At 66.3% G+C, this 24,480-nt stretch carries 28 protein-coding genes; 8 read left to right on the forward strand and 20 right to left on the reverse strand.

Annotated elements, in window-relative coordinates; all coding sequences use genetic code 11:
* Window positions 1-4: 4 nt before the first annotated feature.
* Together ATE64_RS18675 and ATE64_RS18680 are read right to left on the reverse strand one after the other, a co-directional pair.
* A complete protein-coding gene (locus ATE64_RS18675) occupies window positions 5-1,162 on the reverse strand; it encodes a glycosyltransferase family 1 protein (RefSeq protein WP_058457282.1) in 1,158 nt (385 codons plus the stop codon).
* Between the two features lie 44 nt (window positions 1,163-1,206).
* Window positions 1,207-2,271 carry a hypothetical protein gene (locus tag ATE64_RS18680; protein WP_058457283.1) on the reverse strand — a complete coding sequence of 355 codons (1,065 nt, stop codon included), beginning with the start codon at window positions 2,269-2,271 and terminating at the stop codon, window positions 1,207-1,209.
* 168 nt (window positions 2,272-2,439) lie between these two features.
* On the opposite strand from ATE64_RS18680, the gene ATE64_RS18685 reads away from it, so the two are divergent.
* Complete coding sequence (locus tag ATE64_RS18685) at window positions 2,440-3,159, forward strand: hypothetical protein (protein ID WP_231729181.1); 720 nt, start codon at window positions 2,440-2,442, stop codon at window positions 3,157-3,159.
* Here the strand turns inward: ATE64_RS18685 and ATE64_RS18690 are convergent.
* The 11 genes from ATE64_RS18690 to ATE64_RS18740 form a co-directional block, all read right to left on the reverse strand.
* Window positions 3,156-4,094, reverse strand: a complete 939-nt coding sequence (locus ATE64_RS18690) for a hemolysin family protein (RefSeq protein ID WP_058457284.1) — start codon at window positions 4,092-4,094, stop codon at window positions 3,156-3,158. The genes ATE64_RS18685 and ATE64_RS18690 overlap by 4 nt on opposite strands.
* Before the next feature lie 18 nt (window positions 4,095-4,112).
* A complete protein-coding gene (gene ybeY / locus ATE64_RS18695; RefSeq protein WP_058457285.1) occupies window positions 4,113-4,619 on the reverse strand; it encodes an rRNA maturation RNase YbeY in 507 nt (168 codons plus the stop codon).
* 51 nt (window positions 4,620-4,670) lie between these two features.
* A complete protein-coding gene (locus ATE64_RS18700; RefSeq protein WP_082657838.1) occupies window positions 4,671-6,716 on the reverse strand; it encodes a transglycosylase domain-containing protein in 2,046 nt (681 codons plus the stop codon).
* Window positions 6,717-6,727: 11 nt separating this feature from the next.
* Window positions 6,728-7,438 (reverse strand): head GIN domain-containing protein, encoded by a 711-nt coding sequence (locus ATE64_RS18705; protein ID WP_058457286.1) that lies wholly within the window; start codon window positions 7,436-7,438, stop codon window positions 6,728-6,730.
* A gap of 42 nt (window positions 7,439-7,480) precedes the next feature.
* Entirely contained in the window at window positions 7,481-8,233 is a 753-nt protein-coding gene (locus tag ATE64_RS18710) for a head GIN domain-containing protein (protein WP_058457287.1), read from the reverse strand.
* Window positions 8,234-8,294: 61 nt separating this feature from the next.
* Complete coding sequence (locus ATE64_RS18715; RefSeq protein ID WP_058457288.1) at window positions 8,295-8,945, reverse strand: DUF1109 domain-containing protein; 651 nt, start codon at window positions 8,943-8,945, stop codon at window positions 8,295-8,297.
* 1 nt (window position 8,946) lies between these two features.
* Window positions 8,947-9,468: a sigma-70 family RNA polymerase sigma factor gene (locus ATE64_RS18720; RefSeq protein WP_058457289.1), complete on the reverse strand. Its 522-nt coding sequence runs from the start codon at window positions 9,466-9,468 to the stop codon at window positions 8,947-8,949.
* Window positions 9,465-9,923 carry a DoxX family protein gene (locus ATE64_RS18725; protein WP_058457290.1) on the reverse strand — a complete coding sequence of 153 codons (459 nt, stop codon included), beginning with the start codon at window positions 9,921-9,923 and terminating at the stop codon, window positions 9,465-9,467. Before ATE64_RS18725 ends, ATE64_RS18720 begins: the two co-directional genes overlap by 4 nt.
* A 3-nt stretch (window positions 9,924-9,926) precedes the next feature.
* On the reverse strand, window positions 9,927-10,625 hold the full coding sequence (locus ATE64_RS18730) for a putative DNA-binding domain-containing protein (protein WP_058457291.1): 699 nt from the start codon (window positions 10,623-10,625) through the stop codon (window positions 9,927-9,929).
* Window positions 10,618-11,478, reverse strand: coding sequence for a DUF692 domain-containing protein (locus ATE64_RS18735; RefSeq protein ID WP_058457292.1), 861 nt, complete (start codon window positions 11,476-11,478; stop codon window positions 10,618-10,620). The genes ATE64_RS18730 and ATE64_RS18735 overlap by 8 nt, the downstream gene beginning before the upstream one ends.
* 2 nt (window positions 11,479-11,480) lie before the next feature.
* Complete coding sequence (locus ATE64_RS18740) at window positions 11,481-11,774, reverse strand: DUF2282 domain-containing protein (RefSeq protein ID WP_058457322.1); 294 nt, start codon at window positions 11,772-11,774, stop codon at window positions 11,481-11,483.
* Between the two features lie 143 nt (window positions 11,775-11,917).
* Between ATE64_RS18740 and ATE64_RS18745 the strand changes: the two genes are divergently transcribed.
* The 5 genes from ATE64_RS18745 to ATE64_RS18765 all read left to right on the forward strand — a co-directional run bounded on the left by ATE64_RS18745 (window position 11,918) and on the right by ATE64_RS18765 (window position 16,852).
* Entirely contained in the window at window positions 11,918-12,394 is a 477-nt protein-coding gene (locus ATE64_RS18745) for a GreA/GreB family elongation factor (protein WP_058457293.1), read from the forward strand.
* Window positions 12,391-12,570 (forward strand): hypothetical protein, encoded by a 180-nt coding sequence (locus ATE64_RS18750; protein WP_058457294.1) that lies wholly within the window; start codon window positions 12,391-12,393, stop codon window positions 12,568-12,570. Before ATE64_RS18745 ends, ATE64_RS18750 begins: the two co-directional genes overlap by 4 nt.
* Window positions 12,571-12,578: 8 nt before the next feature.
* On the forward strand, window positions 12,579-13,751 hold the full coding sequence (locus tag ATE64_RS18755) for an NAD(P)/FAD-dependent oxidoreductase (RefSeq protein WP_058457295.1): 1,173 nt from the start codon (window positions 12,579-12,581) through the stop codon (window positions 13,749-13,751).
* A 67-nt stretch (window positions 13,752-13,818) separates the two neighbouring features.
* Window positions 13,819-15,681 (forward strand): DEAD/DEAH box helicase, encoded by a 1,863-nt coding sequence (locus tag ATE64_RS18760; RefSeq protein ID WP_058457296.1) that lies wholly within the window; start codon window positions 13,819-13,821, stop codon window positions 15,679-15,681.
* A 184-nt stretch (window positions 15,682-15,865) separates the two neighbouring features.
* Window positions 15,866-16,852 (forward strand): quinone oxidoreductase, encoded by a 987-nt coding sequence (locus ATE64_RS18765; protein WP_058457297.1) that lies wholly within the window; start codon window positions 15,866-15,868, stop codon window positions 16,850-16,852.
* Window positions 16,853-16,880: 28 nt separating this feature from the next.
* On the opposite strand, the gene fghA is transcribed toward ATE64_RS18765, so the two are convergent.
* Window positions 16,881-17,729, reverse strand: coding sequence for an S-formylglutathione hydrolase (gene fghA, locus ATE64_RS18770; protein WP_058457298.1), 849 nt, complete (start codon window positions 17,727-17,729; stop codon window positions 16,881-16,883).
* Between the two features lie 73 nt (window positions 17,730-17,802).
* Between fghA and ATE64_RS18775 the strand changes: the two genes are divergently transcribed.
* Window positions 17,803-18,936, forward strand: a complete 1,134-nt coding sequence (locus tag ATE64_RS18775; RefSeq protein WP_058457299.1) for a serine hydrolase domain-containing protein — start codon at window positions 17,803-17,805, stop codon at window positions 18,934-18,936.
* On the opposite strand, the gene ATE64_RS18780 is transcribed toward ATE64_RS18775, so the two are convergent.
* From ATE64_RS18780 to ATE64_RS18795, 4 genes are all read right to left on the reverse strand, one after another.
* Complete coding sequence (locus ATE64_RS18780) at window positions 18,933-19,412, reverse strand: prolyl-tRNA synthetase associated domain-containing protein (RefSeq protein WP_331458624.1); 480 nt, start codon at window positions 19,410-19,412, stop codon at window positions 18,933-18,935. The two genes, ATE64_RS18775 and ATE64_RS18780, sit on opposite strands and share 4 nt — an antisense overlap.
* A gap of 23 nt (window positions 19,413-19,435) precedes the next feature.
* The gene (locus ATE64_RS18785) at window positions 19,436-19,813 is read right to left on the reverse strand and encodes a VOC family protein (protein WP_058457300.1); all 378 of its coding nucleotides are present in this window, start codon (window positions 19,811-19,813) and stop codon (window positions 19,436-19,438) included.
* 50 nt (window positions 19,814-19,863) lie between these two features.
* Window positions 19,864-20,724 (reverse strand): formyltetrahydrofolate deformylase, encoded by an 861-nt coding sequence (purU, locus tag ATE64_RS18790; protein WP_058457301.1) that lies wholly within the window; start codon window positions 20,722-20,724, stop codon window positions 19,864-19,866.
* Between the two features lie 142 nt (window positions 20,725-20,866).
* Window positions 20,867-21,979 carry an S-(hydroxymethyl)glutathione dehydrogenase/class III alcohol dehydrogenase gene (locus ATE64_RS18795; protein WP_058457302.1) on the reverse strand — a complete coding sequence of 371 codons (1,113 nt, stop codon included), beginning with the start codon at window positions 21,977-21,979 and terminating at the stop codon, window positions 20,867-20,869.
* A gap of 438 nt (window positions 21,980-22,417) precedes the next feature.
* Here ATE64_RS18795 and ATE64_RS18800 point away from each other — a divergent pair, with 438 nt between their 5' ends.
* A complete protein-coding gene (locus ATE64_RS18800) occupies window positions 22,418-22,630 on the forward strand; it encodes a hypothetical protein (RefSeq protein WP_058457303.1) in 213 nt (70 codons plus the stop codon).
* 7 nt (window positions 22,631-22,637) lie between these two features.
* Here ATE64_RS18800 and ATE64_RS18805 read toward each other — a convergent pair whose 3' ends face one another.
* Window positions 22,638-22,925, reverse strand: a complete 288-nt coding sequence (locus ATE64_RS18805) for a hypothetical protein (protein ID WP_058457304.1) — start codon at window positions 22,923-22,925, stop codon at window positions 22,638-22,640.
* A 142-nt stretch (window positions 22,926-23,067) separates the two neighbouring features.
* Window positions 23,068-24,447, reverse strand: coding sequence for an L-serine ammonia-lyase (locus ATE64_RS18810; RefSeq protein ID WP_058457305.1), 1,380 nt, complete (start codon window positions 24,445-24,447; stop codon window positions 23,068-23,070).
* Window positions 24,448-24,480 lie beyond the last annotated feature (33 nt).

Below are 24,480 nucleotides of genomic sequence, written 5' to 3' on the forward strand. Positions count from 1 at the left end.
GCGATCAGCCCCGCCGCCGCTGTTTCTGGCGGATCAGGCGCAGATAGGTGTCGGCGACCGACTGGTTGATCGCATCCCATTGATAGGCGCCGCTCTCGACCAGCGCCGCCTGCCCGTGCGCGACGCGAAGCTGGGGATCGCGGCAATAGAGTTCGAGGTCGTCGGCGAACAGGCCGATCGCGCCCGGCGCGACGAGAAAGCCGGTCTGGCCGTGCTTGACGATGCTCGCGCTGCCCGTCGCGCGCGCCGCGACGACGGGCAACCCGCACGCCATCGCCTCCAGCGTCACATTGCCGAAGGTTTCGGTGACCGAGGGGTTGAACAGCATGTCGCACGACGCGAGCGCGCGCGCGAGGTTCTCGCCGCCCTGGAAACCGACGAATTTCGCATCCGGCAGCCGCGATTCGAACCACTCGCCCGCCGGCCCCTCGCCGATCACGACGACCTGATGCGGCACCTTGCGGCGCTCGAGCTGGTCGATCGTGTCGGCGAACACGTCGAGCCCCTTTTCCATCACAAGGCGGCCAAGGAATGCGATGACCGGCGTGTCGTTGGCGATGCCCCACGACTGGCGCCAGCTCAAGTCGCGGCGCCCCGGATTGAAGGTGTCGCGCTCGACGCCGCGCGTCCAGATGCCGATATCATAGTTCATCCGCTGTTGCCGCAGCACCTGCGCGAAGCTTTCCGACGGCGCGATCAGCGCGTCGCACTTGCGATAGAGCTTGCGCAGCCACGCGACGACGAGCGGCTCGAGGAACGAGAGATTATAATAGCGGAAATAGGTTTCGAAGCGCGTGTGAACCGAACAGGTGATGGGAATATGCCGCCGCCGCGCCCACGCCGCCGCCTGCCGCGAGACGCGGTCGGGACTGGAAATATGCATCACATTCGGTGCGAATTTGGCGATATCCTCGCGCACCCGCGACGAAAAGGACAAGGGGATGCGATATTCAGCGCGGCCGGGGATCGCGATCGACGGTACGCTGACCAGATCGCCGGTCGGTTCGAAATCGGGGTCGGCAACGGTCGGCGAATAGACGCGAACCGCCGCGCCCTTCGAGAGCAGATAGCCGACGAGGCGGTTGAGCGCCTTGTTCGCTCCATCGACAGTCATATTGTAATTGCCGCTGAACAGGGCGATGCGCAGGTCGGAAATGTCCATTTCGCCTGCGCTAGTCCTCTCGTTCGCCAAAGGCAACGCCGCTATCAGGCCATGACGCTGTACGGTTCGCCCGGTTTCGACCGGCACATGCGTTTCGACACGCGCGTCTCCTCGCCTTCGATGATGGCGATGTCGGTGATCGCCAGGCATTTGGTGCCGTTGGGTTCGGTATTGAGGGCGGTGATCGTCGATGATCCGCCGACGCCCTGACGCGTCGGGCTGGTCCAGTGGGCGGTCGCGCCGACCTCTTCCTTTTTCGTCACCGCGACGGTCGCTTCGGCAGCGACCTTCTGTTCCTTCTCGTCGAGCTGGCACGCGATTTCGGCGACGAGCACGGCGCCTACCAGTCCGGAGATCGCCGTGCCGACGCCTTTTAGGCCCGCGGCGCTGCCGGCGACCCCGCCGAGCAGCCCGCCCAGCGCGCCGCCGCGCTTGCGGGCACGTTTGCATTTGGGATCGGCGTCGCGGCTGGCCTGTTTGGTCTGCGCGTCGCGCTCTTTTCTCTCCTTCGCGGCCTTTGGCGGTACCGGGCCGCTGGCGGCATCGGCCGGAACCGGATAGCCATTGCATCCGGTGTTGAAGCAGTACCGGTCGGCGAGATAGGCACGGTCGGTCTGATATCGGGCCTCGATCCCGCGATAGGCGGCAAGGTTCGCGCCTTCGGGATCGGAGGCGGCATGCTCGGCCATAATCGCCCGATAGAAGCGATCCTGCGTCGCGGCCGAATAGCGTTTATTGCCGCCAACCTGCGACAGATAGAGCGACGACAAGGCCTGCTGATAGGCGATCATCGCCTCGCGGTAGGGCAGCATCTTCTTGTTGTAATAATCATCGATCGAAAGGGTGCAGCGATTGATCGCGGCCGCCCGATCGAACGGCGCCTTGATCTTCCGGTAATCCTCGCGGCAGTCGGGATAGCTTGCGGTATCGAGCGCCGGGCGCGCCGGCAGATTGGGCAGCGGCGGTTCGACGACGGCCGGCGGAACGAACGCCTTGTCGCCCTCGCCCGGACGAGGCTCGCCTTGCCAGGCGCCGGCGACGGCACCGCTCGAAAGCCATATCGAGCCAATGATCGCGAGCAGCGATTTCCCTCGCAGCACAGGCCGCATGCCCTCCCTCCTTGATTGAAAAGGCTAGTCTCGAATGAGCGGAACCACAAGTTCGGCCAATGACGCCGGTCACAGCGGCTGCGGCGCGCCGCCCGTTATTGTCTTGGTGCCGCCGATGGCTTAGCATGATCCAGTGGCCCACAGCCTGGATCGAAAGGGGGTGGTTTCATGCGCCGCTGGATCAAGCCGATTTCCGCTCTGGTCGCCCTCATGGCCTGCGGCGGCGCGACGCCTCCCGGGATGGACCCCGACAACCCGACGTGCCCCGCCAATCCCAACTGGTCGGACTATAAGAAGATGGTGCTGACGCCGTTTGTGCGCAGCGGAGAAAAGGTGCTGCTGGCCGAAGGCCGCGTCGACAGCGAACTTCCCGCGCGGCTCGAAAAGATTCTGACCGACAATCCATCGATCAGCGAAATATGGATCCGGTCGCCGGGCGGCGATGCCCGCGCCGGCAATGCCGCGGGCTTGCTGATCCGCAAGTTCAGCAAGGACCGTCAGATGGTCACCCGAATCCCGTCGGGATGGACGTGTTTCAGTGCCTGCAATTTCGTCTTCATGGGCGGCCGCGCGCGAACGATCGATCCCGGCGGCTATTTCATGGTCCACATGTTCACGATGACCGGCGACAAGAATGCCATTCAGTCGAGCGTCGCATTGGGTACCGAATCGACCACCGAGTTGATCAGCGATGTCGAGCGCGAGGCAGCGCTGATGGCGACCGAGGATAATGACCTGCTGATCCGCCTGGACGTCTCGCGCGACCTGTTGTCCGACATCATGTACCGACAAAAGGCGATCGCGACCGAAAGCGACCGTTCGACGCGCCGATGCCTGACGATTCAGGAAGCGCTGCGATACAATGTGGTGAACGTCCGGCCCGACTAGTCGCCGCCGGTGTCGAGCGGCGCCTCGAGGTCGACCTCGACCGGCGGGTGAAGGCGCAGGCGGTGGACGCGTTTCTCGTCGGCCTCGATCACTTCGATCCGCCAGCCGCTCGGATGCTGCAGAACTTCGCCGACCTCGGGCACATGCCCCGCGAGCACGGCCGAAAGGCCGCCCAGCGTGTCGACATCTTCCTCGACCTCGGCAAGCCGCGGATCGATCGCCTCGCCGATATCGTCGAGTTCGGCGCGCGCGTCGGCGTCCCAGCTGCCGTCGTCGTTGCGCACGAAGAGCGCGGTCGGCTCGTCGTCATGCTCGTCCTCGACCTCGCCGACGATCTCCTCGACCAGATCCTCGAAGGTGACGAGGCCCTCGGTCCCCGAATATTCGTCGATCACGATCGCCAGATGCGTCCGCTTCGCGCGCATTTCGGCCAGCAGGTCGAGCACGTCCATCGACTGCGGCACATAAAGCGGCTGGCGAATGAGGTCGATCAGCGGCGGCGGCGTCTTGCCCGCGGCGAGCACGGCGAACACATCCTTGACGTGGATCATCCCGACGACCTCGTCGAGCGTCTCGCGATAGACCGGCAGGCGGCTGTGCCCCGCATCGGCGAAGACCGCGACGATCTCGGCGAAAGTAGCGCTTTCAGGGATGGCGATGATCTCGCCGCGCGGGACCGCGACATCGTCGACGGTCTGCTCGCCGAAGTGGAGCAGGTTGCGCACCATCTTGCGCTCGATGAGCGACAGGTCGCCGACGACGCTGCTGCCGCGCCGCTCGTCGCCCTCTTCCTCGGCTTCGTCGATGACCTCTTCGATCTGCTCGCGCAGCGACGGTTCCTTGTCGCCGCCGAACAACAATGTCTTCAATCCGGCCAGCAGGCCGGATCTACTGTCCTCTTCCGATCGGTTCGAAGATCCCTGATCGTCGGGCATGTGCGTCGCTTTTCCCTGTTAGTCCTGATCGGCATATGGATTGGCGATGCCCAGCGATGCAAGCGCTTTCACCTCCAGCGCCTCCATCGCGGCGGCGGCGGCGGCGTCCATATGGTCATAGCCGACGAGGTGGAGCGTGCCGTGGACGATCAGGTGCGTCGCATGATCCGCCAGCGCAATCCCCTTCTCCGCCGCCTCGCGCGCGCAGGTTTCGCGCGCGAGCACGATATCACCGAGCAATATTTCGCCATCGTCACTATTGGCGAGCGTTTCGAGCAGGTCGGCCTGCACCTGCGGAAAGGAGAGGACGTTGGTCGGTCTGTCCTTGCCGCGAAAGTCGCGGTTGAGCGCCTGGACCTCGGCGTCGTCGGTCAGCCGGATCGCGATCTCGACCATCGGCGCCGCGTCGGCAAGCGCCGCATAGGGTGTCAGCGCGAGCGCGGCCTTCGCCGCCTCCCCGCCGCGCGCTTCCCAATCGAGCGCGTCGGGCCAGGGGCGGGCCTCATGGGTTTCGACGATCAGCATCGCGCCAGCCTATAGCGCCGGTTTCGCCGATGGCAGCAAAATTCCGCGCCGCTACGGCGGCGTTTGCGCCGGCGCGGGCGGCGGCGCCGGTGGCCGGTCGCCGATCGGCAGCTTCAGATCGACCTTCGTTCCGCCGATTTCGGTGCTGATCACCGCATTGCCATCCTTCACCCCGACGCTCGTCTTGTCGTCGATCGGGATCGCGGGGATCTCGGGAATGTCGAGCGGCTGAACCGGCGTGCCGGGATCCTCGGCGCGCGCGGGCGGCGCCTTGCGCGGCACGGCCTGCCCGTTCGCCTGCACCATGAAGTCGCGCCAGATGCGCGCGGGCAGCCCGCCGCCATAAATGCCCTGCAGCGGCGAATTGTCGTCGTTGCCGATCCACACCCCGACGACGAGGCCATTCGCATAACCGACGAACAGCGCGTCGCGGCTGTCCTGGCTGGTGCCGGTCTTGCCGAAATTGGCCTGCGGCAGCCGCGCCGCGCGGCCGGTGCCGCGATTGACCGCGGCGCGCAGCATCTGTTCGATATCGTCGTGGACGCCCGAGGGGAAATGCCTGGGGCCGGTGAACCAGCGCTCGAACCAGCCCGCTTCCTCCTCCTTGAACGCGTGCGGCACGACCGGATAGCTGTTGGCCGCGACCGCGGCATAGGCGGCCGTGAGTTCGAGCAGGGTCATGCTCGACGTGCCGAGCGCAAGGCTCGGGTCACCACGCGCCAGCGGCGAGGTGACGCCAAGATCGCGCGCCACGCGAATGACCTTGTCGTCGCCGACCTCGCGCAGCAGGCGTACCGCCGCGACATTGCTCGATGTCGCGAACGCGTCCTCCAGCGTGATCGTGTCCGAATAGGCGCCGCCGGCATTCTTCGGCTGGTACGACCCCGTCGTGATCGCGCGATTGTCGATCAGGTCGTCGGGCCGCTTTCCATCCTTCAGCGCGGCGAGATAGACGAACAGCTTGAACGTCGAGCCCGGCTGGCGCCGCGCCTGCGTCACGCGGTTGAAGGGCGAGGCGGCATAGTCGCGCCCGCCGACCATCGCGACGACCTCGCCGTTCGGCCGCATCGCGACGAGCGCGACCTGCGCCTTGCCCGGCGCCGCGCGGCTGGTGACGCGCCGCGCGATCCCCTGCAGCCGCGCGTCGAGCGTCGTGCGGATCGTCTGGCGCGAATAGCCGACGTCAGAGAGCCTGCGCGCCTCGGGCAGCGCCCAGTCGGCGAAATAGGTGCCCGTCGGCAGATCGTTGCGCGCGCGAACGTCGATGCGCGGCGTCCGCATCGCTTTCGCCTCTGCCGCGGTGATCGTGCCGGTGTCGACCATCGCATCGACGACGAGCTTCATGCGCTTTGCGGCAAGGTCGGGGTTCTTTGTCGGCGCCAGCCGTGACGGCGCCTGCACCAGTCCAGCAAGCATCGCCGCCTGCGCCGGGGTCAGCTTCTCGGGCTGGCGATAGAAATAATGGAGCGACGCCGCGCGCAGTCCATAGGTATTGTCGCCGAAATAGGCGTTCGAGAGATAGCGTTCGAGGATCTCGTCCTTCGTCAGCCACGCCTCGAGCCAGAAGGCGATCAGCGCCTCGCGTGCCTTGCGCCCAAGCGTGCGTTTGGGGGTCAGGAAGGTGAATTTCGCGAGTTGCTGCGTGATCGTGCTGCCGCCCTGCGTGCGCCCGCCGGTGACATTGCTCCACACCGCGCGCCCGACGCTACGCGGATCGACGCCCCAATGACTGTAGAAACGCCGATCCTCGATCGCGAGGAAAGCGCCGGTGACATGCTTGGGGAGCGCGCTGACCTTGACCGGCTTGTCGACGATCGCCCCGGCACGCGCGATCGGCGTGCCGTCGGCGGCGAGCAACGTCACCTCGGGCGGCGCGATCGGTTCGAGCGATTTCGACAGCGGCGCGGTGAGCGCGAGCCAGCCGACGAGGAGAATGAAAGTCACCGCGAAGATCGCGAAGCCGCGCGAAATGCGCCTCGCCCATTTGCGCCGCCGCGTTTCGGGTACGGCCGGAGGCGGCACGCCCTCGACCGCGCCGATGGCGATTTCGGGTGGGACTGACGGCGGCGGCGGCGATTTCTTCAGAAAGGGGAACATGGTCGCGAGGTTTATTTCGCCGCGCCGCAGGTCACCGATCCGCTGCCGATATTGCGGACGGTGCAGGTGGGCCGGCCGAGGACGACCGTCTTGCCGATCCCGCGCGACGTGATCGTGGCGCTCTTGACCGCGCGCAGCACATGATCGCCCGCGCCCTCACCGTCGGCGATCAGCTCGTCGATCGCGAGCGCCCCGGCGTCGATCCCGCCCGCGCCCGACAGGCTGAGCTGGCCCTGCTTCGCCTTGCCCGCCAGCGTCATCGACCCGTTGCCGACCATCACGACGAGCAGCCGGTCGGTCGCGATATCACCGACGGTCAGCCTTCCCGGACCCTGAAGCCCGACCGAAACGCGCGTCCCCTTCAGCCGGTCTATCTGGAGCGAACCCGCGCCCGCGAGGCTCGCCGAGGCAAGGTTCGCCGCATTGACGCGGATCACGACCCCGCCGACCGGACTTTTGCGACTCTCGTCGCCCGCGAATTTCTTCTCGCCGATCACCAGCCGCCCGTCGCGCGTTTCGAGCGTCAGCCGGTCGAGCGCATCGGCGGGGCCCGTCGCGATCGCGCTGACCGGCGCGCGCGTCGCCACCTCGACCGTGAAATCGCCATTGACCTCGATCGTCTCGAAACTGGTGAGGCCATAGCGCTTCTCGGCCGCGGAGGCGGGGCCGGTGGACAGGATGGCAATGGCCGCGATCGCGGCCCAGCGCAGGGTCAGGGTCATGGGCAGGCTTTAACCGTTCCGCAGCATCGGTGCCAGCGCGCTTTACTTGCAGGTCGCAGTGCCCGACCCCATCGCGCGCGTCGTGCAATTGGCGCCGCCGCTGATATTGGCGTCGCCCGATCCCAATATGTTGATGTCGGCCTTGCCCGTCGCCTGCGCGTCGATATCGCCCGATCCGGCGATCGACGCGTTGATCGTCTGCGCGGCGAGCTTTTCGGCGTCGATGTTGCCCGATCCGGTGATGCTATAGTCACCGCTGGCGACCGTGCCGCCGCCGATTTCGATATCGCCAGATCCCGAAATGCTGAGCTTCGCGCTCCGGCCGGTGAGCTTGGCCGCCTTGAGGTCGCCCGATCCGGTGACGATCGCCTCGACCGCATCGCCGTCGAGCGTGTCGGCATCGATCGATCCCGATCCGGTCAGCCGCGCCGCAACCAGCTTCGGCATCGTCACCTCGATCCGCACGCCGTCATCGTCGCGATGCGAGAAGCTGAAACCCGATTTCTTGCGGCCGACCGACAGCGTGTCGCCGTCCAGCTCGATCTCCAGATCGTCGAGGATCGCCTTCGGGCCCTTCGCCGTGATCGCGAAGGCCTCCCCCTGGCGGATGGTGACATCGTCGGGGCCCGCAACCTTGACCGCGGTGAAGCCCTTGAGGTCATAGCTCTGCGTCGTCGCGGGGCCGGCATCGACCGTGCGCTTGCCGCCGTCCTGCTCGCCCTTCCCTTCGTGGCTGCACGCCGTGGTCGCCATGGCAAGAGCCAGCGGCAGCACCGCCATCATCCGGTTTCGCATCGCCAATCTCCTTCGTGTATTACTTACATAACACGGAAGGATATTTGCTGTCCAGTTCGTCCTACCAGCGCAGCAGCGGCGCGAGCAGCACGCGGCCGGCAACGCCCCACAGCGGGATGGCGAGCCCGTGCCACATCGCGATGTGGATCATGTCGTTCGACGAGCAGTGGAGCCCGACGGCGGTCGCCCCCGCCGATCCGGCGGCGATCCCGATCACCCAGCCCGCACGCGCGGGCGAGGTCGGCGCGCCGCCTTTCAGCCACGCGAACAGCGCAGCGCCGACGCCGATCCCGGCGATCAGCCCGTCGACCGTGCAGCGCATGCCATGTTCGGGGCGCATCGCCTCCATCGCGCTGTGGCTGTCGCCAAAGCCGATGAAGATCGCACTCAGAGGCAGCGCAAGCGCCGCGAGCCCTGCCCAGCGCCAGCCGCTATAGTCGCGCCCGACCGAGGGAAGCCCCATGCGCAGCGCGCTCCACGCTGCCGCCATGCCGAGCGCGGCGATCAGCCAGAAGGCGAGCATCGGCAGCGGTGCCATCGCAAGCCCGGCCGACAGGTCGTGCCGCATCCCGAACAGCCAGAGCAGCGCAGCGCCTCCCGCGATCCAGCCCGCCGCGACCCAAAGCCCGCCGCGCAGCAGACGCTGCGGGCGGACGGGCTTCAGATCGGTGGCGAGACCGTCGATCAGCGCGTCGATCGATGCGTCCTTCATTTCATTCACTTTCAATCAATTGCGCGAGCTTCTTCAACCCGCGATGGATATTCACCTTCACCAGGCTTTCGCTCTGGCCGCATATTTTCGAGGCCTCGGCGATCGAAGCGCCCTCTATCTTTACCAACGTGATCGCCTGCGCCTGTCCCGGCGTCAGGTAACCGAGCATCCGGTCGATGCTGATCCGCGCGTGGACGGCATCGTCCTCGGCGCCGACGGCGGCGTCATTGTCGCCAAGCTCGGCCTCGTCGCGCTGGCGGCGCAGCATGTCGATCCAGCGATAGCGCGCGATCGCCGCGAGCCAGGGCAGGAACGGCCGCCCCGAATCCCACGTCGCGAGCTTGCGGTGCATCGACACCAATGTCTCCTGCACCAGATCGTCGATCAGATGCGGCGCGATCCGGCGCGCGAAATAGCGCGCGAGCCATTTCCGGCAATCGCCGAGCAGTGCGCGATAGGCCGCACGATCCCCCCGCTGCGATGCGGCCATCAGGCGCGCGAGCGAGGGTTCGTCGATGCTCATTGCGGCCGCAGCCTAGCAAGCAGCGCGTCGAGCGAAAACAGCCCGCCGCCGCGTACGATCAGGATCGCCGCCATCGCGACCCACAGCGAATGCACCGGCCACCAGGCGTCGGGGAAGACAAATATCTGGATGACCATCGTCATCACCAGCAGCGCGCCGGCCGAAAAGCGCGTCGCAAGCCCGAGTAGCAGCAGGATCGGAAAGAAATGCTCGGCATAGGTGGTCAGCGGCACCGCGATCGCCGGGTCGAGTGGCAGCCCCGAGAATTCCGAGGCGAACAGGTCATATTGCGACGGGTCGATCTGCAGAAAACTTCCCTCGATCACCTTGGTCTGGCCGGAACGCCAGAACACCCCTGCGAGCGCCAGGCGGAGCAGGAACAATGCGATCGATTCGGGAATTCGCGAAGCGGCGATCGCCACGCCGCGGTCGTAAAAGGCGACAATGCGATTCATCTCTCAAACCTTTTCAAATGCCCCTGCGTCGATCAGCGCCGCGATTGCGGCACCACCGTCGGGATGCATTTCGGCGAGCGAAGCGATGAGGTTACCAAGGGTCGAAATTTCTTTCGCGCGGTCGAGCGCGATATCGTCGGCAGGATGCAGCGCGAACAGCCGCACCTCGGCGTCGGGCCGCGTGACCAGCAGAGCTGCGGTGCCGGGCGCGAAAGCGGGGTCGATCAGCGGCGCGGCATCGCTCGCCAGCTTCACGATCCGCGTGGCGGGGTGCAGGCGGACGGTCAGGCCGAGCAGCGCGGCTTCGTCATATCCCGCGAGATCGGCGAGGCGAAGCGGCAGCGCGTCGGCGGCGTTGTAGCTTTCGAGCCACGCCCATTCGACCCGCGCGAGGTCGGCGGCGAGCGGGTCGCCCAGCCAGCCCGCGAAATCGCGGCCGATATCTGGTAACGCGAGGCGTTCGGCGCCGCCGCCCTCGACGAAGGCACGCGACAGGCGATTGAATTCGGCCTCACCGAGATAGTCGCGCGTGCGCGGAAACGTCTCTTCGAGCGCGACGAGCCGCGCGTGCGAGACGGTGTTGGCGTGGACGCGCAGCCCGCGCAGCACGGCATTGTCATCGCCAGCGAACAATCCGGCGGGCAGATGGTCGGGTCCGTGAAGCAGCGTCGCCGCGATCGCCGCCTGCTCGCGCTCAAGCATCGACCGGCTCGATCAGCGCGTCGGCTTTCGCCGCCTCGGCCATGAGGACATCATAATCCGGAACGTCGGTGTCCCATTCGACGAGCACCGGCTTCGGCCCCGCGCGCCGCAGGAAGGTCGCGAGCAAGTCCCAGCAGCGCGGGCGTACCGCCGATCCATGATCGTCGATCGCGATCAGCCCACCCATCTCGTCGTCCTTCACCGCATGGCCGGCGACGTGGATCTCGCCGACCAGAGCCGGGTCGAACGCATCGAGCCAAGGCGCAGGATCGAGCCCCAGATTGAACGCCGACACCTCGACATTGTTGATGTCGAGCAGCAGGCGGCAGCCGCTGCGGCGGCAGAGTTCGTGGAGGAATTGCACTTCGTCCCAGTCGCTCTCGGCATAAGCGAGATAGCGCGAAGGATTTTCGATGAGGATGCTCCGGCCGAGCCGGTCCTGCACGCGGGCCACTTCGCCAACGAAATGATCGAGCGCAGCGTTGGTATAGGGGATGGGCAGCAGGTCGGGGAATTTGTCGTCCGGCCCGTTGCTCCAGCTCAGATGGTCGGAAACCATTGCTGGTTCATAACGGTCGCACAGCGCCGCGAGCGCTTCCAACTCGTCGGCGTCAACGCCCGACGCCGAGCCCAGCGACAGGCCGACCGAATGGAAACTCAGCGGCATATGGTCCGCAATCGCGGTCAGCCAGCGATGCGGTGGCCCGCCCGCGCCGAAGTAATTTTGGGGGTGAACTTCGGCCCAGGCGGGCGCCGCCCCCCGCTCCGCCGCATCGAGCACGTCGGCATAGTGCCGGGATCGAAGCCCTATGCCGGCACGCGGCGGCAGCGAGTGGAGCGGGGGGACGGACAAGATCAGCTCTTCTTGGGAACCGGCTTCGCATGGCCCTTGTGCGCGGCCAGCGTGCCCCCCATCTTGACGCAGGTACCCTTCGGGACATTTTTCCAGGCATTGCCCTGATAGTCGACGGTCGAGGTACCGGCGCAGCTCGTGCCCGGACCCGCGGCGCAATCATTCTTGCCCTTGAGCGAAACGCCGTAGCATTTTTCCTTCGCGCCGTCGGCAGCCGCGGCAGGGGCGGCCATCGTGCCGGCGGCCATGGCAAGAACGGCCGAGGCGGCGAGCGACAGTTTGAGTGCATTCGTCATGGTCATTACTCCCTTTAAGAAATGGATGATGCGGGGGATGGCATCGTCCCTGTTTCGCGCGGGATGCCGAACAGGTTACGCCTTGTGCCATCTTGTCGCCACCTTCCTCGCGCAGGGGCGCGCCTAGATCAGGAAAAGAGACGATGAGCGTAGCCTTCCGCCGCGAAAGCGACGACGAGCATAAAGAACCCGAATATGAGCTGCCGATCCCGGCCGGCGCGAACCTCGTGACGCCCCGCGGGCTCCGCCTGCTTGGCGAAGCGGTCGCGCGTCTCGAAGCGGCGATCGCGGCCGAGGGCGAGGAGGAGGCGCGCAAGAAGCTCCAGCGCCAGCTCCGCTACTTCAACACGCGCAAGGCGACCGCCGAGGTGCAGGCACCGGCCGGCGAAGGGCTCGTCGGCATCGGCAGCCGCGTTCGATACACGCTGAACGGCACCGAGCGTGCCCTCACCATCGTCGGGCATGATGAGGCAGATCCGGCCGCTGGGCGCATCGCCTTCACCGCGCCGCTCGGCCGCGCCTTGATGGGCGCCGAAGCCGGTGACGTGGTCGAATTCCAGGGCCGCGAGGACGCCATCGAAATCCTCGCCGCTGCCGCCGATCCGGAGGTCATGGCATGAAGGACAAGTTCGAACGCCACAAACAGCCCTGGACCGCCGCCGAGATCGACAAGCTCCACACGCTCGCCAAGAAGGGCATGGCGCTCAAAGCCATCGCGAAGGCGCTGACGCGCAGTGAGGAATCGGTGAAAATCCGCGCCAAGGCGGACGGCCTCCCGATCGCGAAGCTGCGCTAAGGTCCGACATGACAACTTACGACGCCATCGTGCTGGGTGCCGGCGCGGCCGGACTGATGTGCGCGGCGGTCGCTGGCGCACGCGGACGGCGCGTTCTGCTGCTCGACCATGCCGATCAGGTGGGGAAGAAGATCCTCATCTCGGGCGGCGGCCGCTGCAACTTCACCAACATCCACACCGCGCCCGACCGGTTCCTTTCGGCGAACCCGCATTTCGCCAAGTCAGCGCTCGCGCGCTACACCCCTGCCGATTTCATCGCGCTCGTCGAGCGCCACGGCATCGCCTATCATGAAAAGACGCTCGGCCAGCTTTTCTGCGACGGTTCGGCGAAACAGATCGTCGCGATGCTGCTCGAGGAATGCGCCAAAGCCGGTGTCGAGGTCCGCACCGGTCAGCCGGTGAGCGACGTCGCCCATGCCGACGGCAAATTCGCCGTCCGCTTTGGCGAACAGAATTTCACGGCCGCATCTCTCGTCATTGCCACGGGCGGCCCGTCGATCCCGAAGATGGGCGCAACCGGCTTCGCCTATGATCTCGCGCGCCAGTTCGGCCTGAAGGTCGTCGAACCGCTTCCCGCGCTGGTTCCATTGACGCTCGGCGGCGACGATGTCCTGTTCCGCGAGCTGTCGGGCATCGCCGCGCCGGTCGAAGCGCGTGCAGGCAAGACGGCCTTCCGCGAGGCGGCGCTCTTCACGCACAAGGGCCTGTCGGGCCCTGCGATCCTGCAGATCAGCAGCTATAGGCGTCATGGCGAGTCGGTGACGATCGACTTCCTTCCCGACGCGCCCCCGGGCTGGCTGCTCGATGCCAAGCGCGCCCGCCCGCGCAGCACGCTCCGAACCGCGCTTGGCGCCGCGCTGCCCGATCGTCTCGCCGAAACGCTGGCCGAACGCCTTGCGCTTCCCGGCGAACTTGCCGCGCAAACCGACCGCAAGCTCACCGATGCCGAGGCGAAACTTGCGCGCTGGACCTTCCACCCCAACGGCACCGAAGGCTTCGCGAAGGCCGAGGTTACCGTGGGGGGAATCTCGACCGCAAACCTGTCCTCGCAAACAATGATGGCCAAAACCGTCCCGAACCTCTATGCGGTCGGCGAAGCCGTAGATGTCACAGGGTGGTTAGGCGGCTATAATTTTCAATGGGCCTGGGCGAGCGGACACGCTGCCGGACAGGTGATTTAAGCCCATTGAGCCCCTTTTCCGTCGGCTCGTCACCGCACCGGTGACCGCCCATATTGTTGAGATATAAATGCCTTTCGAAAATCTTTCCTCCGTCCTTTCGGACGCCCTTGTCGCGCGCGGATACGAAGCGCTCACCCCCGTCCAGACCCAGGTCACCGAATCCGAAGCGAAGGGCCGCGACCTCCTCGTTTCGGCGCAGACCGGCTCGGGCAAGACCGTCGCCTTCGGCCTCGCAATGGCCGACGAGCTGATCGAGGACGGTCGGCTGCCCTTCGCGACCTCGCCGCTCGCGTTGATCGTCGCGCCGACGCGCGAACTCGCGCTGCAGGTCAGCCGCGAACTCGGCTGGCTCTATGCCAAGGCGGGAGCGCGCATCGCGACCTGCGTCGGCGGCATGGACGCCAGCAAGGAACGCCGTGCGCTCGGTCAGGGCGTGCAGATCGTCGTCGGCACGCCCGGACGCCTGCGCGACCATCTCGAACGCGGCGCGCTCGACCTCAGCGCGCTCCGCGTCGCGATCCTCGACGAGGCCGACGAAATGCTCGACATGGGCTTTCGCGACGACCTTGAGGAAATCCTCGATGGCACCCCCGAAACGCGCCGCACCTTGCTGTTCTCGGCGACGCTCCCGAAGCCGATCGTCCAGCTCGCCAAGCGGTATCAGCGCGATGCGCTGCGCATCTCGACCGTCGGTGAAGACCGCGGCCATGGCGACATCGCCTATCAGGCGGTGACCGTCGCCCCCGCCGACATCGAGGGCGCGGTCGTCAACCTGCTCCGCCTCCACGATGCCGAAACCGCGATGCTGTTCTGCGCGACGCGCGACAATGTCCGCCGCCTGCACGCCAGCCTGGTCGAGCGCGGCTTCTCCGCGGTTGCCCTGTCGGGCGAGCATAGCCAGAACGAACGCAACCAGGCGCTGCAGGCGCTGCGCGACCGCCGCGCCAAGGTCTGCGTCGCGACCGACGTCGCCGCGCGCGGTATCGACCTGCCGACGCTGAGTCTCGTCATCCACGTCGAAATCCCGCGCGACGCCGAAGCGCTCCAGCACCGTTCGGGCCGCACCGGCCGCGCAGGCAAAAAGGGCACCGCGGTCATCATCGTCCCCTATCCGCGCCGCCGCCGCGTCGACGGCATGCTGCGCGGTGCGCGCATCAACGCCGAGTGGATGGACGCGCCGACCGCCGCCGACGTGCGCCAGCGCGATCAGGAACGGCTGATGGAGAAGCTGCTGACGCCCGTCGAGCATGAGCCCGAGGATATCGAACTGGCGCAGCGCCTGATGGCCGAGCGCACGCCCGAGGATATCGCCGCCTCGCTCGTCCAGGCGCATCGCGCGCTGATGCCACCGCCCGAGGACCTGCTCGACAACGGCTCGCGCGGCCGCGACGGTGCCGGCCGCCCCGAACGTGGCGAGCGCTTCGAGCGTCCGGACCGCGGCAGCGCCGACCGCCGCGAAGGCTTCGAGGACGCCGTGTGGTTCCGCCTCAATATCGGCCGCCACCAGAATGCCGACCCGCGCTGGATCCTCCCCCTGCTCTGCCGCCGCGGCCATGTGAGCAAGAACGAGATCGGCGCGATCCGCATCGGTCCCAAGGAAACGATGTTCAACATCCCGCGCGCCATTGCCGACCGCTTCGCCGAAGCCGTCACGCGCACTGCAAATCAGGACGGCGAGGACGACAGCGGTGTGTCGATCACCCCCGCGCCCGACGGCCCGACCTATCCGCCGCGCCGCGACAAGAGCCCGCGCGACAAGGGTCCGCGCGACGGCGCTCCGCGCAGCACACTTGGCCGCGCGCCCGGCGGCGACCGCAGCTTCAGCGACCGCGCCGGCCCGCGTGGACCGCGCGGTCCCGGTGGGCCTGGCGGCAACGATCGCTACAAACCCAAGCCCTACGGCCAGCGCAGCCCGCGCCGTTCGAAATAGCCGTCATTGCGACCCCGGCGAAAGCCGGGGGAAGCAAACCAGAGCGGCCCTGCACCGCCCTGGATTGCCGCGTCGCCCCGGATCAGGTCCGGGACTCCTCGCAATGACGGGATAAGTGGCCGAACCGCCCTTGCACTCCCCGCTCCGGCTCGCCAGATGGACCGGACAGCAGGAGAGACGCGCCATGCAAGCGATCGAGGCCTTTATCGAAAGCCAGGGCGGCCCCGAGGTCATCGATTGGCGTGAGGTCACGCTGGGCGATCCGGAACCCGGCCAGGTGCTGGTGCGGCAGACCGCGGTCGGGCTCAACTATATCGACATCTACCATCGCAACGGGACCTATCCGGTCGAGCTGCCCGGCGGGCTCGGCGTCGAAGCCGCGGGCGAGGTGATCGCGGTCGGCGCCGACGTTCACGGGCTCAAACCCGGCGACCGCGTCGCGACCTTCGGACCGCAGCGCAACGCCTACGCCAGCGCGCGGCTCGTTCCCGCCGCCTCGCTGTTCAAGCTCCCCGCGACGATCGACGACGAGACCGCGGCGGCGGCGCTGCTCAAGGCCGCGACCGTCGAAGCGCTCGTCGAACGCTGCGCCAAGGTCGAGGCCGGCTGGCCCGTCCTCGTTCATGCCGCGGCCGGCGGGGTGGGGCTGATCCTCGTGCAATGGCTGAAGGCGATCGGCGCGACCGTCATCGGGACGGTCAGCACCGAAGTCAAGGAACATGCCGCGCGCGAAGCCGGCGCCGACCATGTCATCCGATACAAGACCGACGACGTCGCCGCGCACGTCCGCGAGATCACCGACGGCCAGGGCGTGCCCGTCACCTTCGACGGGATCGGCATGGCGACCTGGGCAACTTCGCTCAAGGCCACGGCGCGGCGCGGGCTGATCGTCAGCTATGGCAATGCCGGCGGGGCGGTGACGGGGGTCAACCTCGGCGTCCTGGCGCAACACGGCTCGCAATTCGTCACCCGCCCGACCTTGTTCGATTATTATCTCCATCCCGGCGAGCGCGCCGCCGGCGCGGCGCGCGTGTTCGAGATGGTCGAAAGCGGCGCGGTGAAAATCACGGTCGGGCAGCGCTATTCGCTGCAGGATGCCGCGCACGCGCACGCCGATCTCGAAGCCGGGCGCACGACCGGGTCGAGCCTGCTGATTCCGGAACACATTTAAATTCCCTCCCGCTTGCGGGATGGGTGTTTCACGCCTTCAACCGCTCCGCGTGCCACGCGACATGCTCGGCCATGAAGGTCGAGATGAAATAATAGCTGTGGTCGTACCCCGGCTGCATCCGGATTTCGGCCTTCTGCCCGTTGCGCTCGCACGCCTCGACGAGCAGTTCGGTCTTCAGCTGTTCGACAAGGAAATTGTCGGCCTCGCCCTGATCGACGAGCAGGTCGGGAACGCGCAGCCCCTGATCGAGCAGCGCGCACGCGTCATAGGCATGCCAGTCCTCGCGGTCGTCGCCCAGATAGCCGCCGAGCGCCTTCTCGCCCCACGGGCATTGCGACGGCGCAGCGATCGGCGAGAAGGCCGACACCGAGCGGAAGCGGTCCTGGTTGCGCAGCCCGATCGTCAGCGCGCCGTGGCCGCCCATCGAATGGCCGGTGATCGCCTGCCGCGTCAGATCGGCGCTGGCGAAATTGCGGAGCACCAGCGACGGCAGTTCGTCCTCGATGTACGACCGCATCCGGTAATTCTTCGCCCAGGGCTCCTCGGTCGCATCGACATAAAAGCCGGCCCCGAGCCCGAAGTCATAGGCTTCGTCGGGATCGTCGGGCACGCCTTCGCCGCGCGGGCTGGTATCGGGGGCGATGAAGATCGCCCCATGCTCGGCGCAGGCGGCGCGATACTCGCCCTTCTCCATCACATTGGCGTGCGTGCAGGTCAGCCCCGACAGATACCACAGCACCGGCAGCTTGGCGCCGGGCGCATGATCGGGCACGAAGACCGCAAAGATCATGTCGGTGCCGGTGACGGTGCTCGCGTGCTTGTACACGCCCTGCGTGCCGCCATGGCTGCGATTGGTGGAGAGGGTTTCGATGGGCATGGGGTCGTCCTGCTTGTGTTTCCACCCTGCTAGGGCATGCTCGCGCCAATTTCAAAAGGGGAGCGCGTGCCGGATGTTCGATACTGCCATTCACGGACGATGTCAGGACCGCTTCGCCGCCGTACGCCTCGGCATGGCGGCGAGCCTTGCCAGCGGCGCCGATGTCGGCCTTTCCTTCTGTGCGACGATCGGGGGCGAGACGGTCGTCGACCTGTGGGGCGGATACGCCGACGAGGCGAAGACGCGGCCATGGCAGGCCGACACGATCGTCAACGTCTATTCGACAACCAAGACGATGACCGCGCTCACCGCGCTGCTCGTCGCCGACCGCGGCGACCTCGATTTCGCGGCGCCCGTCGCGCGCTACTGGCCCGAGTTCGCTGCCAATGGCAAAGCCGACGTCACCGTCGCGCAGTTGATGAGCCACAGCGCGGGCCTGTCGGGCTGGGATACACCTCTGACGACCGAGGATTTCTACGACTGGGACAAAGTGACCACGTTGCTGGCCGGGCAGGCGCCCTGGTGGCGGCCGGGCAGCGCGCCGGGATATCACGCGATCACCCAGGGCTACCTCGTCGGCGAGGTCGTGCGTCGCATCACGGGCAAGTCGCTCAGCACGGTTTTTCGCGAGGAGATCGCCGAACCGCTCGGCGCCGATTTCCACATCGGCCTGCCCGCATCGGAGGATCACCGCGTCGCCGACCTGATCGCGCCCCCCGAAACGATCAGCGCCTTCACAACCGACATCCAGCGCAAGACCTTCACCAACCCCGGCGTCGACGTATCGGCGACGCGCACGCGGGCCTGGCGCGGTGCCGAGATTCCCGCCGCGGGGGGCACCGGCAATGCACGCAGCGTCGCCGAGATCCACGCGTTGCTCGCCAATGGCGGCGTTGCAAAGGGCAAGCGCCTGCTCTCGGAAGCGGGCTGCCGCAGGGCGCTCGAGCTGCAGAGTGCCGGCACCGACATGATTCTCGGCATTCCGATCCGCTATGGCATGGGCTTCGGCCTGCCGAGCGAACTCGTGCCGCTTCCCAACCCCAACACGATTTACTGGGGCGGCTACGGCGGATCGCTGATCATCATCGACATGGATGCCCGCGCGACCTTCAGTTACGTCATGAACAAGATGAACAGCGGGCTGACCGGCGATCCGCGTTCCTTCACGCTGATCGGCGCGATGTGGATGGCGATGGCGGCCGGCTAAGCCTGCATCGGGATCGGCGCCACCAGCGGCGCGTGTCCCCAGTGCCGCAGCAGGTCGAGGATCGCCGCGCCCGACAAACCGAGCGTGCCGGTGTTGCGCAGCGGATGGACGTTCACCGTCTCAGCGGCCGCCAGCGTCTCGTCGAGCACGACCGTAATGCTGTCCGGTTCGGCATTGATAGCGGCGAGCGGCGTGACCGACCCCGGCGCGATGCCGAGCAAGCGCGCCATATCCTCGGCCTTGCCGAAGCTCATGCGCTTGCTGCCGATCGCGGCGGGCAAGGCCTTGAGGTCGACGCGCGCCTCCGAGGGCACGGTGACGAGCCAGAATGCGCCGCCATTATCCTTCAGAAACAGGTTCTTCGTATGCGCGCCCGGTATCGCGGCATTCACCGCATCGCTCTCGGCGACGGTGAACACCGCGACATGCTCATAGGCTGCGAAGGGGATTGCGAGCGCATTCAAATCGTCCAGCAATCCCGCTTCGCCACGCATCGCGATCACATGCGCTTGAGCGCACAGATCTTGTTGCCGGCGGGGTCGCGCAGATAGGCCAGATACATGCTGCCCATTTCGCTGGTGCGGATACCCGGCGGATCTTCGCAGGTCTTGCCGCCATTCGCGACGCCTGCCGCGTGCCAGGCGTCGCCCTGTTCGGGCGATTCGACCGCGAAGCCGATCGTGCCGCCATTGGCATGGCACGCGGGCTCGCCATTGATCGGCACCGAAACGCCGAAGATGCCAGTCTTGCTCATATAGAACAGCCGGCCCTTTGGATCGATGACGCCTTCCGGCCCACCCAGCGCTGCGAAAAGCGCATCATAGAATTTCTTGGATGCGGCGATGTCGTTGGACCCCACCATGACGTGACTGAACATTTTTCTCTCCCTTTACGTTGCGAATCGATACTGAAACTGTGCCAGCCTCGTCAGCGAAATACCACCGTCTTGCGGCCATCGATCAGCACGCGCTGTTCGGCAACCCAACGCACCGCGCGCGCCAGCACCTGCGCCTCGACGTCGCGGCCGATACGGATCAGTTCGTCGACCCCGTCGCGATGGTCGACGCGCTCGACCGCCTGCTCGATGATCGGCCCCTCGTCGAGGTCGCTCGTCACGAAATGCGCGGTCGCGCCGATCAGCTTCACCCCGCGCTCCTGCGCGCGGTGATAGGGCTTCGCGCCCTTGAAGCCCGGCAGGAAGCTGTGGTGGATGTTGATGCAGCGTCCGGCGAGCGTCGCCGACAGATCCTGCGACAACACCTGCATATAGCGCGCGAGCACCAGATATTCGGCGCCGCCGCGCGCCATGACGTCGAGGATCGCCGCTTCCTGATCGGCACGGTTCGCGTCGCTGACGGGCAGATAATGGAAGGGCACGCCGTGCCATTCGGAAAGGCGGCGCAGATGTTCGTGGTTCGATACCACGGCGACGATGTCGATCGCGAGGTTGCCGGTCGACCAGCGGTGGAGCAGGTCGTTGAGACAGTGGCTGCCCTGCGATACCGCGATCACGAAGCGCGGCTTGACCGCGGCGTCGCTGATCCGCGCGTCCATGCCGAAGCGATCGACGATCGGCGCGAAGGCTTCCTGCACGCCCGCAAAGGCGGCCGGAAAACGCGGCCCCGCACCGCGGAACTCGACGCGCATGAAGAAGCGCCCCGAATCGAGGTCGGCATATTGCTGGCTGTCGAGGATGAAGCCGTCGCGCTCCGCGAGCAGCCCCGTCACCGCGGCGACGATGCCCACCGCATCGACACAGCTGAAGGTCAGGACATAAGGTCCGGTCAAAACATGCGCTCCCTTCGCTCAATAATGCCGTGTGCCCCCGCGAAGGCGGGGGTCCATCATCCGCCCGTGCCATTTGGTACCATTCCGAGATGGGTCCCCGCCTTCGCGGGGACATACCAGCTTATGGCCGCTTCGGCGCGCTTCAATAAACCACCACGCTGCGGATGCTTTCCCCCGCATGCATCAGGTCGAACCCCTTGTTGATATCCTCCAGCCCCATGACATGCGTGATCATCGGGTCGATCTCGATCTTGCCCTGCATATACATGTCGACGATCTTCGGCACGTCGGTGCGGCCCTTGGCGCCGCCGAAGGCAGTGCCGCGCCAGTTGCGCCCGGTGACGAGCTGGAACGGGCGCGTCGCGATTTCCTTGCCCGCCTCGGCGACCCCGATGATGATCGAGGTGCCCCAGCCGCGGTGGCAGGCTTCGAGCGCGGTCCGCATCACCTCGGTATTGCCGGTGGCGTCGAACGTATAGTCGGCGCCGCCGTCGGTCAGCTGGACGATCGCGGCGACCGTGTCCTCGCGGCTCATGCCCCGGGTGTTGAGGAAGTCGGTCATGCCGAACTTGCGGCCCCATGCCTCGCGGTCGGGATTGATGTCGACGCCGATGATCTTGTTGGCGCCCGCAAGCCGCGCGCCCTGGATCACATTGAGCCCGATGCCGCCGAGGCCGAACACAACGACATTGTCGCCGACCTGCACCTTCGCGGTGTTGATAACCGCCCCGACGCCGGTCGTCACGCCGCAACCGATATAGCAGCTCGACTGGAACGGCGCGTCCTCGCGGATCTTCGCGACCGCAATCTCGGGCAGCACCGTGAAGTTCGAAAAGGTCGAGCAGCCCATATAATGGAAGATCGGCTGGCCCTTGTACGAAAAGCGCGTCGTGCCGTCGGGCATCAGCCCCTTGCCTTGGGTGGCGCGGATCGCGGTGCAGAGGTTGGTCTTGCCCGAAAGGCAGCTTTTGCACTGGCGGCATTCGGGGGTGTAGAGCGGGATCACATGGTCGCCGGGGACGACGCTCGTCACGCCCGCGCCGACCTCGCGCACCACGCCCGCACCCTCATGCCCCAGCACGCTCGGGAAGATGCCCTCGCTGTCGAAGCCGTCGAGCGTATAGGCGTCGGTGTGGCAGATGCCCGTTGCCATGATCTCGACCAGCACCTCGCCCGCTTTCGGGCCTTCGAGGTCGAGTTCGACGATCTCAAGCGGCTTCTTCGCTTCGAACGCAACGGCGGCGCGGGTCTTCATGGGGCGGTCTCCTTCTCGGCGCTCCCAATCAGGCAAAGCGCGCGGCAATGCAAGATGCGAGCGGCCTCCATATCTCGTCATGCTGAACTTGTTTCAGCATCCATGGCTCAGCGCTATCCGGTTAGCGCGGTGCCTGACGTTTTTCGCGCGAAGACGCGAAGATCTCGCGCCGGCGGCGAGGCGGCTTTCCTTTGCAACCGTGCGACCAGCCGTACCGTTGACAGGAAACGGGCCCTCCGGCCCACCGCGTCTTCGCGTCTTCGCGTCTTCGCGTCTTCGCGCGAAACAAAAAGGCGCAGGGCTGAAGGACAGGTCCGGCCATGGACCCTGAACCAAGTTCAGGGTGACGAGCATTGAAAAGCGGCCCACGCCAACATTCCTATTCGTGTCGTCACCCTCGAACGAGACACGTGGCTCGTTCGAATTGATCCGGGGTCCATGACGTCAGCGCCGCCGTGGATCCCGGATCAAGTCCGGGATGACGATGAAGAGGAGATCGCGCTCGTCTCGCTCCTCGACGCGCTGCGCGCGCAGGAGCAGCCGCTCTGGGCGGTCTATCCGCAGCGGCGGCATCTGCTGCCCAAGGTGCGGCTGCTGATCGACAAGCTGCGCGAGGAATTACCGGGAGCGTTGCGGCGTAAGGTAGTTTAAGTCTGCACTACAGGCCGGCGAGCTTCGCTGCGATTACGACCGTGAGAGCAAGCATGATGGCGTTGAACGCGGTGCAGAACCAAAAGAGAATTGGGTTTTCGGTTCGATGTCCCGCCAAATAGCCGACGCCCGGCGCTTCCATCGTTTCCGTGCGAAAGCCGACCCAGAGATAGCGTCCGAAGAAAGCGCCGCAAGCAAGCGCAAGAGCCACCTGCGCCGTGATGCCCAGATCATCAAACCGAATAACTGCGAGGAAAAGAAGTACGGCGAAAACCGCAAGCAACAAGTAGCGCATCGCCCAACTATGATCGACACGGTCGACTTTCGCAATCGGCCTATCTGCCTTCGTCACCCCGGGCTTGACCCGGGGTCCATGACGTCGGCGCGGCAATGGATCCCGGATCAAGTCCGGGATGACGATAGATGAGAGTTGGTAATCAACACTCCACCACACTAACCGCCAGCCCGCCTTTCGACGTTTCCTTATACTTATCCCGCATATCCCGCCCCGTCTGCAGCATCGTCGCGATCACCGTGTCGAGGCTCACCACATGCGTGCCGTCGCCGATCATCGCGATGCGGCTGGCGTCGATCGCCTTGATCGCGCCCATCGCGTTGCGTTCGATGCACGGGATCTGCACGAGGCCGCCGATCGGGTCGCAGGTGAGGCCGAGGTTGTGCTCCATGCCGATCTCGGCGGCATTTTCGACCTGCGCGTTGGTGCCGCCCAGCGCCGCGGTCAGCCCCGCCGCCGCCATCGAGCAGGCGACCCCGACCTCGCCCTGGCAGCCGACCTCGGCGCCCGAGATGCTGGCGTTGCGTTTGTAGAGCGCGCCGACCGCGCCCGCGGCGAGCAGGAAGGTGCGGACGCCTGCATCATCGCCGCGATAGCCGCGGCGGTAGAAGCGGATCACCGCGGGGATGATTCCCGCCGCGCCATTCGTGGGTGCGGTGACGACCTTGCCGCCCGCGGCGTTCTCTTCATTCACCGCCATCGCCCACAGGTTGATCCAGTCCATCATCGCGAGCGGGTCGATCAGATTGGTTTCGTGGCGGTTGCGGATGTCGGCGGAGATCTGCGGCGCGCGGCGCTTGACCTTAAGGCCCCCCGGCAAAATTCCGGTGCTGCAACAGCCCGATTCAATCGACGCATCCATCGCGCTCGCGATCGCGTCGAGCCCGGCGTTCACCTCGTCAAGGCTGCGATGCACCAGCTCATTCTCGAGCATCATCTCGGCAAAGCTCTTGCCCGACGCCGCGCCCATGGCGAGCAGGTCAGCGCCCGAGGTGAAGGCGAAGGGCAATTCGACCTCGTCCTCGGCGCCGCGGCTGTTGCGCCCCGCCTCGTCCTCGTCGACGACGAAGCCGCCGCCGATCGAGAAATACATGCGCTTCGCCAATATCTCGCCCTCGCCATCGCGCGCGGTGAAGCTCACGGCGTTGCTGTGAAACGGCTGGCGCTGGCGCATCTGGAAATGCAGGTCGCGCTTGGGTTGGAAGCGGACGCGCTGGCGGCCGAGTAGATAGAGGAAACCCTCGCTCTCCGCCCGGTCCCAATGCGCCTTGATCGCGGCGAGGCTGGTCGATGCGGGGATCTCGCCCGCGAGCCCCGCGACGATCGCGGTGTCGGCGGCGTGGCCCTTCCCCGTCAGCGCGAGCGAGCCGTAGAGATCGGCCTCGACATGCGCGGTTTTCGTCAGCAGCCCAGCCTCTTCGAGCCAGACGGTGAAGCGCCGCGCGGCGACCATCGGCCCGACGGTATGCGAGCTGGAGGGACCGACACCGATTTTGAAGAGTTCGAACAGGCTGATCGTCATGGCGGCGCCTATAGGCGAGGAGACAGCGTGACG

This window comes from Sphingopyxis sp. H073 (assembly GCF_001468395.1).
Lineage (GTDB): Bacteria > Pseudomonadota > Alphaproteobacteria > Sphingomonadales > Sphingomonadaceae > Sphingopyxis.

Excerpts from the sequence above, each read along its gene's own strand:
- ATE64_RS18675 (WP_058457282.1), bottom strand. The coding sequence starts at position 1,162 with ATGGACATTTCCGACCTGCGCATCGCCCTGTTCAGCGGCAATTACAAT.
- ATE64_RS18680 (WP_058457283.1), bottom strand. The coding sequence starts at position 2,271 with ATGCGGCCTGTGCTGCGAGGGAAATCGCTGCTCGCGATCATTGGCTCG.
- ATE64_RS18685 (WP_231729181.1), top strand. The coding sequence starts at position 2,440 with ATGCGCCGCTGGATCAAGCCGATTTCCGCTCTGGTCGCCCTCATGGCC.
- ATE64_RS18690 (WP_058457284.1), bottom strand. The coding sequence starts at position 4,094 with ATGCCCGACGATCAGGGATCTTCGAACCGATCGGAAGAGGACAGTAGA.
- ybeY (WP_058457285.1), bottom strand. The coding sequence starts at position 4,619 with ATGCTGATCGTCGAAACCCATGAGGCCCGCCCCTGGCCCGACGCGCTC.
- ATE64_RS18700 (WP_082657838.1), bottom strand. The coding sequence starts at position 6,716 with ATGTTCCCCTTTCTGAAGAAATCGCCGCCGCCGCCGTCAGTCCCACCC.
- ATE64_RS18705 (WP_058457286.1), bottom strand. The coding sequence starts at position 7,438 with ATGACCCTGACCCTGCGCTGGGCCGCGATCGCGGCCATTGCCATCCTG.
- ATE64_RS18710 (WP_058457287.1), bottom strand. The coding sequence starts at position 8,233 with ATGCGAAACCGGATGATGGCGGTGCTGCCGCTGGCTCTTGCCATGGCG.
- ATE64_RS18715 (WP_058457288.1), bottom strand. The coding sequence starts at position 8,945 with ATGAAGGACGCATCGATCGACGCGCTGATCGACGGTCTCGCCACCGAT.
- ATE64_RS18720 (WP_058457289.1), bottom strand. The coding sequence starts at position 9,468 with ATGAGCATCGACGAACCCTCGCTCGCGCGCCTGATGGCCGCATCGCAG.
- ATE64_RS18725 (WP_058457290.1), bottom strand. The coding sequence starts at position 9,923 with ATGAATCGCATTGTCGCCTTTTACGACCGCGGCGTGGCGATCGCCGCT.
- ATE64_RS18730 (WP_058457291.1), bottom strand. The coding sequence starts at position 10,625 with ATGCTTGAGCGCGAGCAGGCGGCGATCGCGGCGACGCTGCTTCACGGA.
- ATE64_RS18740 (WP_058457322.1), bottom strand. The coding sequence starts at position 11,774 with ATGACGAATGCACTCAAACTGTCGCTCGCCGCCTCGGCCGTTCTTGCC.
- ATE64_RS18745 (WP_058457293.1), top strand. The coding sequence starts at position 11,918 with ATGAGCGTAGCCTTCCGCCGCGAAAGCGACGACGAGCATAAAGAACCC.
- ATE64_RS18750 (WP_058457294.1), top strand. The coding sequence starts at position 12,391 with ATGAAGGACAAGTTCGAACGCCACAAACAGCCCTGGACCGCCGCCGAG.
- ATE64_RS18755 (WP_058457295.1), top strand. The coding sequence starts at position 12,579 with ATGACAACTTACGACGCCATCGTGCTGGGTGCCGGCGCGGCCGGACTG.
- ATE64_RS18760 (WP_058457296.1), top strand. The coding sequence starts at position 13,819 with ATGCCTTTCGAAAATCTTTCCTCCGTCCTTTCGGACGCCCTTGTCGCG.
- ATE64_RS18765 (WP_058457297.1), top strand. The coding sequence starts at position 15,866 with ATGCAAGCGATCGAGGCCTTTATCGAAAGCCAGGGCGGCCCCGAGGTC.
- fghA (WP_058457298.1), bottom strand. The coding sequence starts at position 17,729 with ATGCCCATCGAAACCCTCTCCACCAATCGCAGCCATGGCGGCACGCAG.
- ATE64_RS18775 (WP_058457299.1), top strand. The coding sequence starts at position 17,803 with ATGTTCGATACTGCCATTCACGGACGATGTCAGGACCGCTTCGCCGCC.
- ATE64_RS18785 (WP_058457300.1), bottom strand. The coding sequence starts at position 19,813 with ATGTTCAGTCACGTCATGGTGGGGTCCAACGACATCGCCGCATCCAAG.
- ATE64_RS18795 (WP_058457302.1), bottom strand. The coding sequence starts at position 21,979 with ATGAAGACCCGCGCCGCCGTTGCGTTCGAAGCGAAGAAGCCGCTTGAG.
- ATE64_RS18800 (WP_058457303.1), top strand. The coding sequence starts at position 22,418 with ATGACGTCAGCGCCGCCGTGGATCCCGGATCAAGTCCGGGATGACGAT.
- ATE64_RS18805 (WP_058457304.1), bottom strand. The coding sequence starts at position 22,925 with ATGCGCTACTTGTTGCTTGCGGTTTTCGCCGTACTTCTTTTCCTCGCA.
- ATE64_RS18810 (WP_058457305.1), bottom strand. The coding sequence starts at position 24,447 with ATGACGATCAGCCTGTTCGAACTCTTCAAAATCGGTGTCGGTCCCTCC.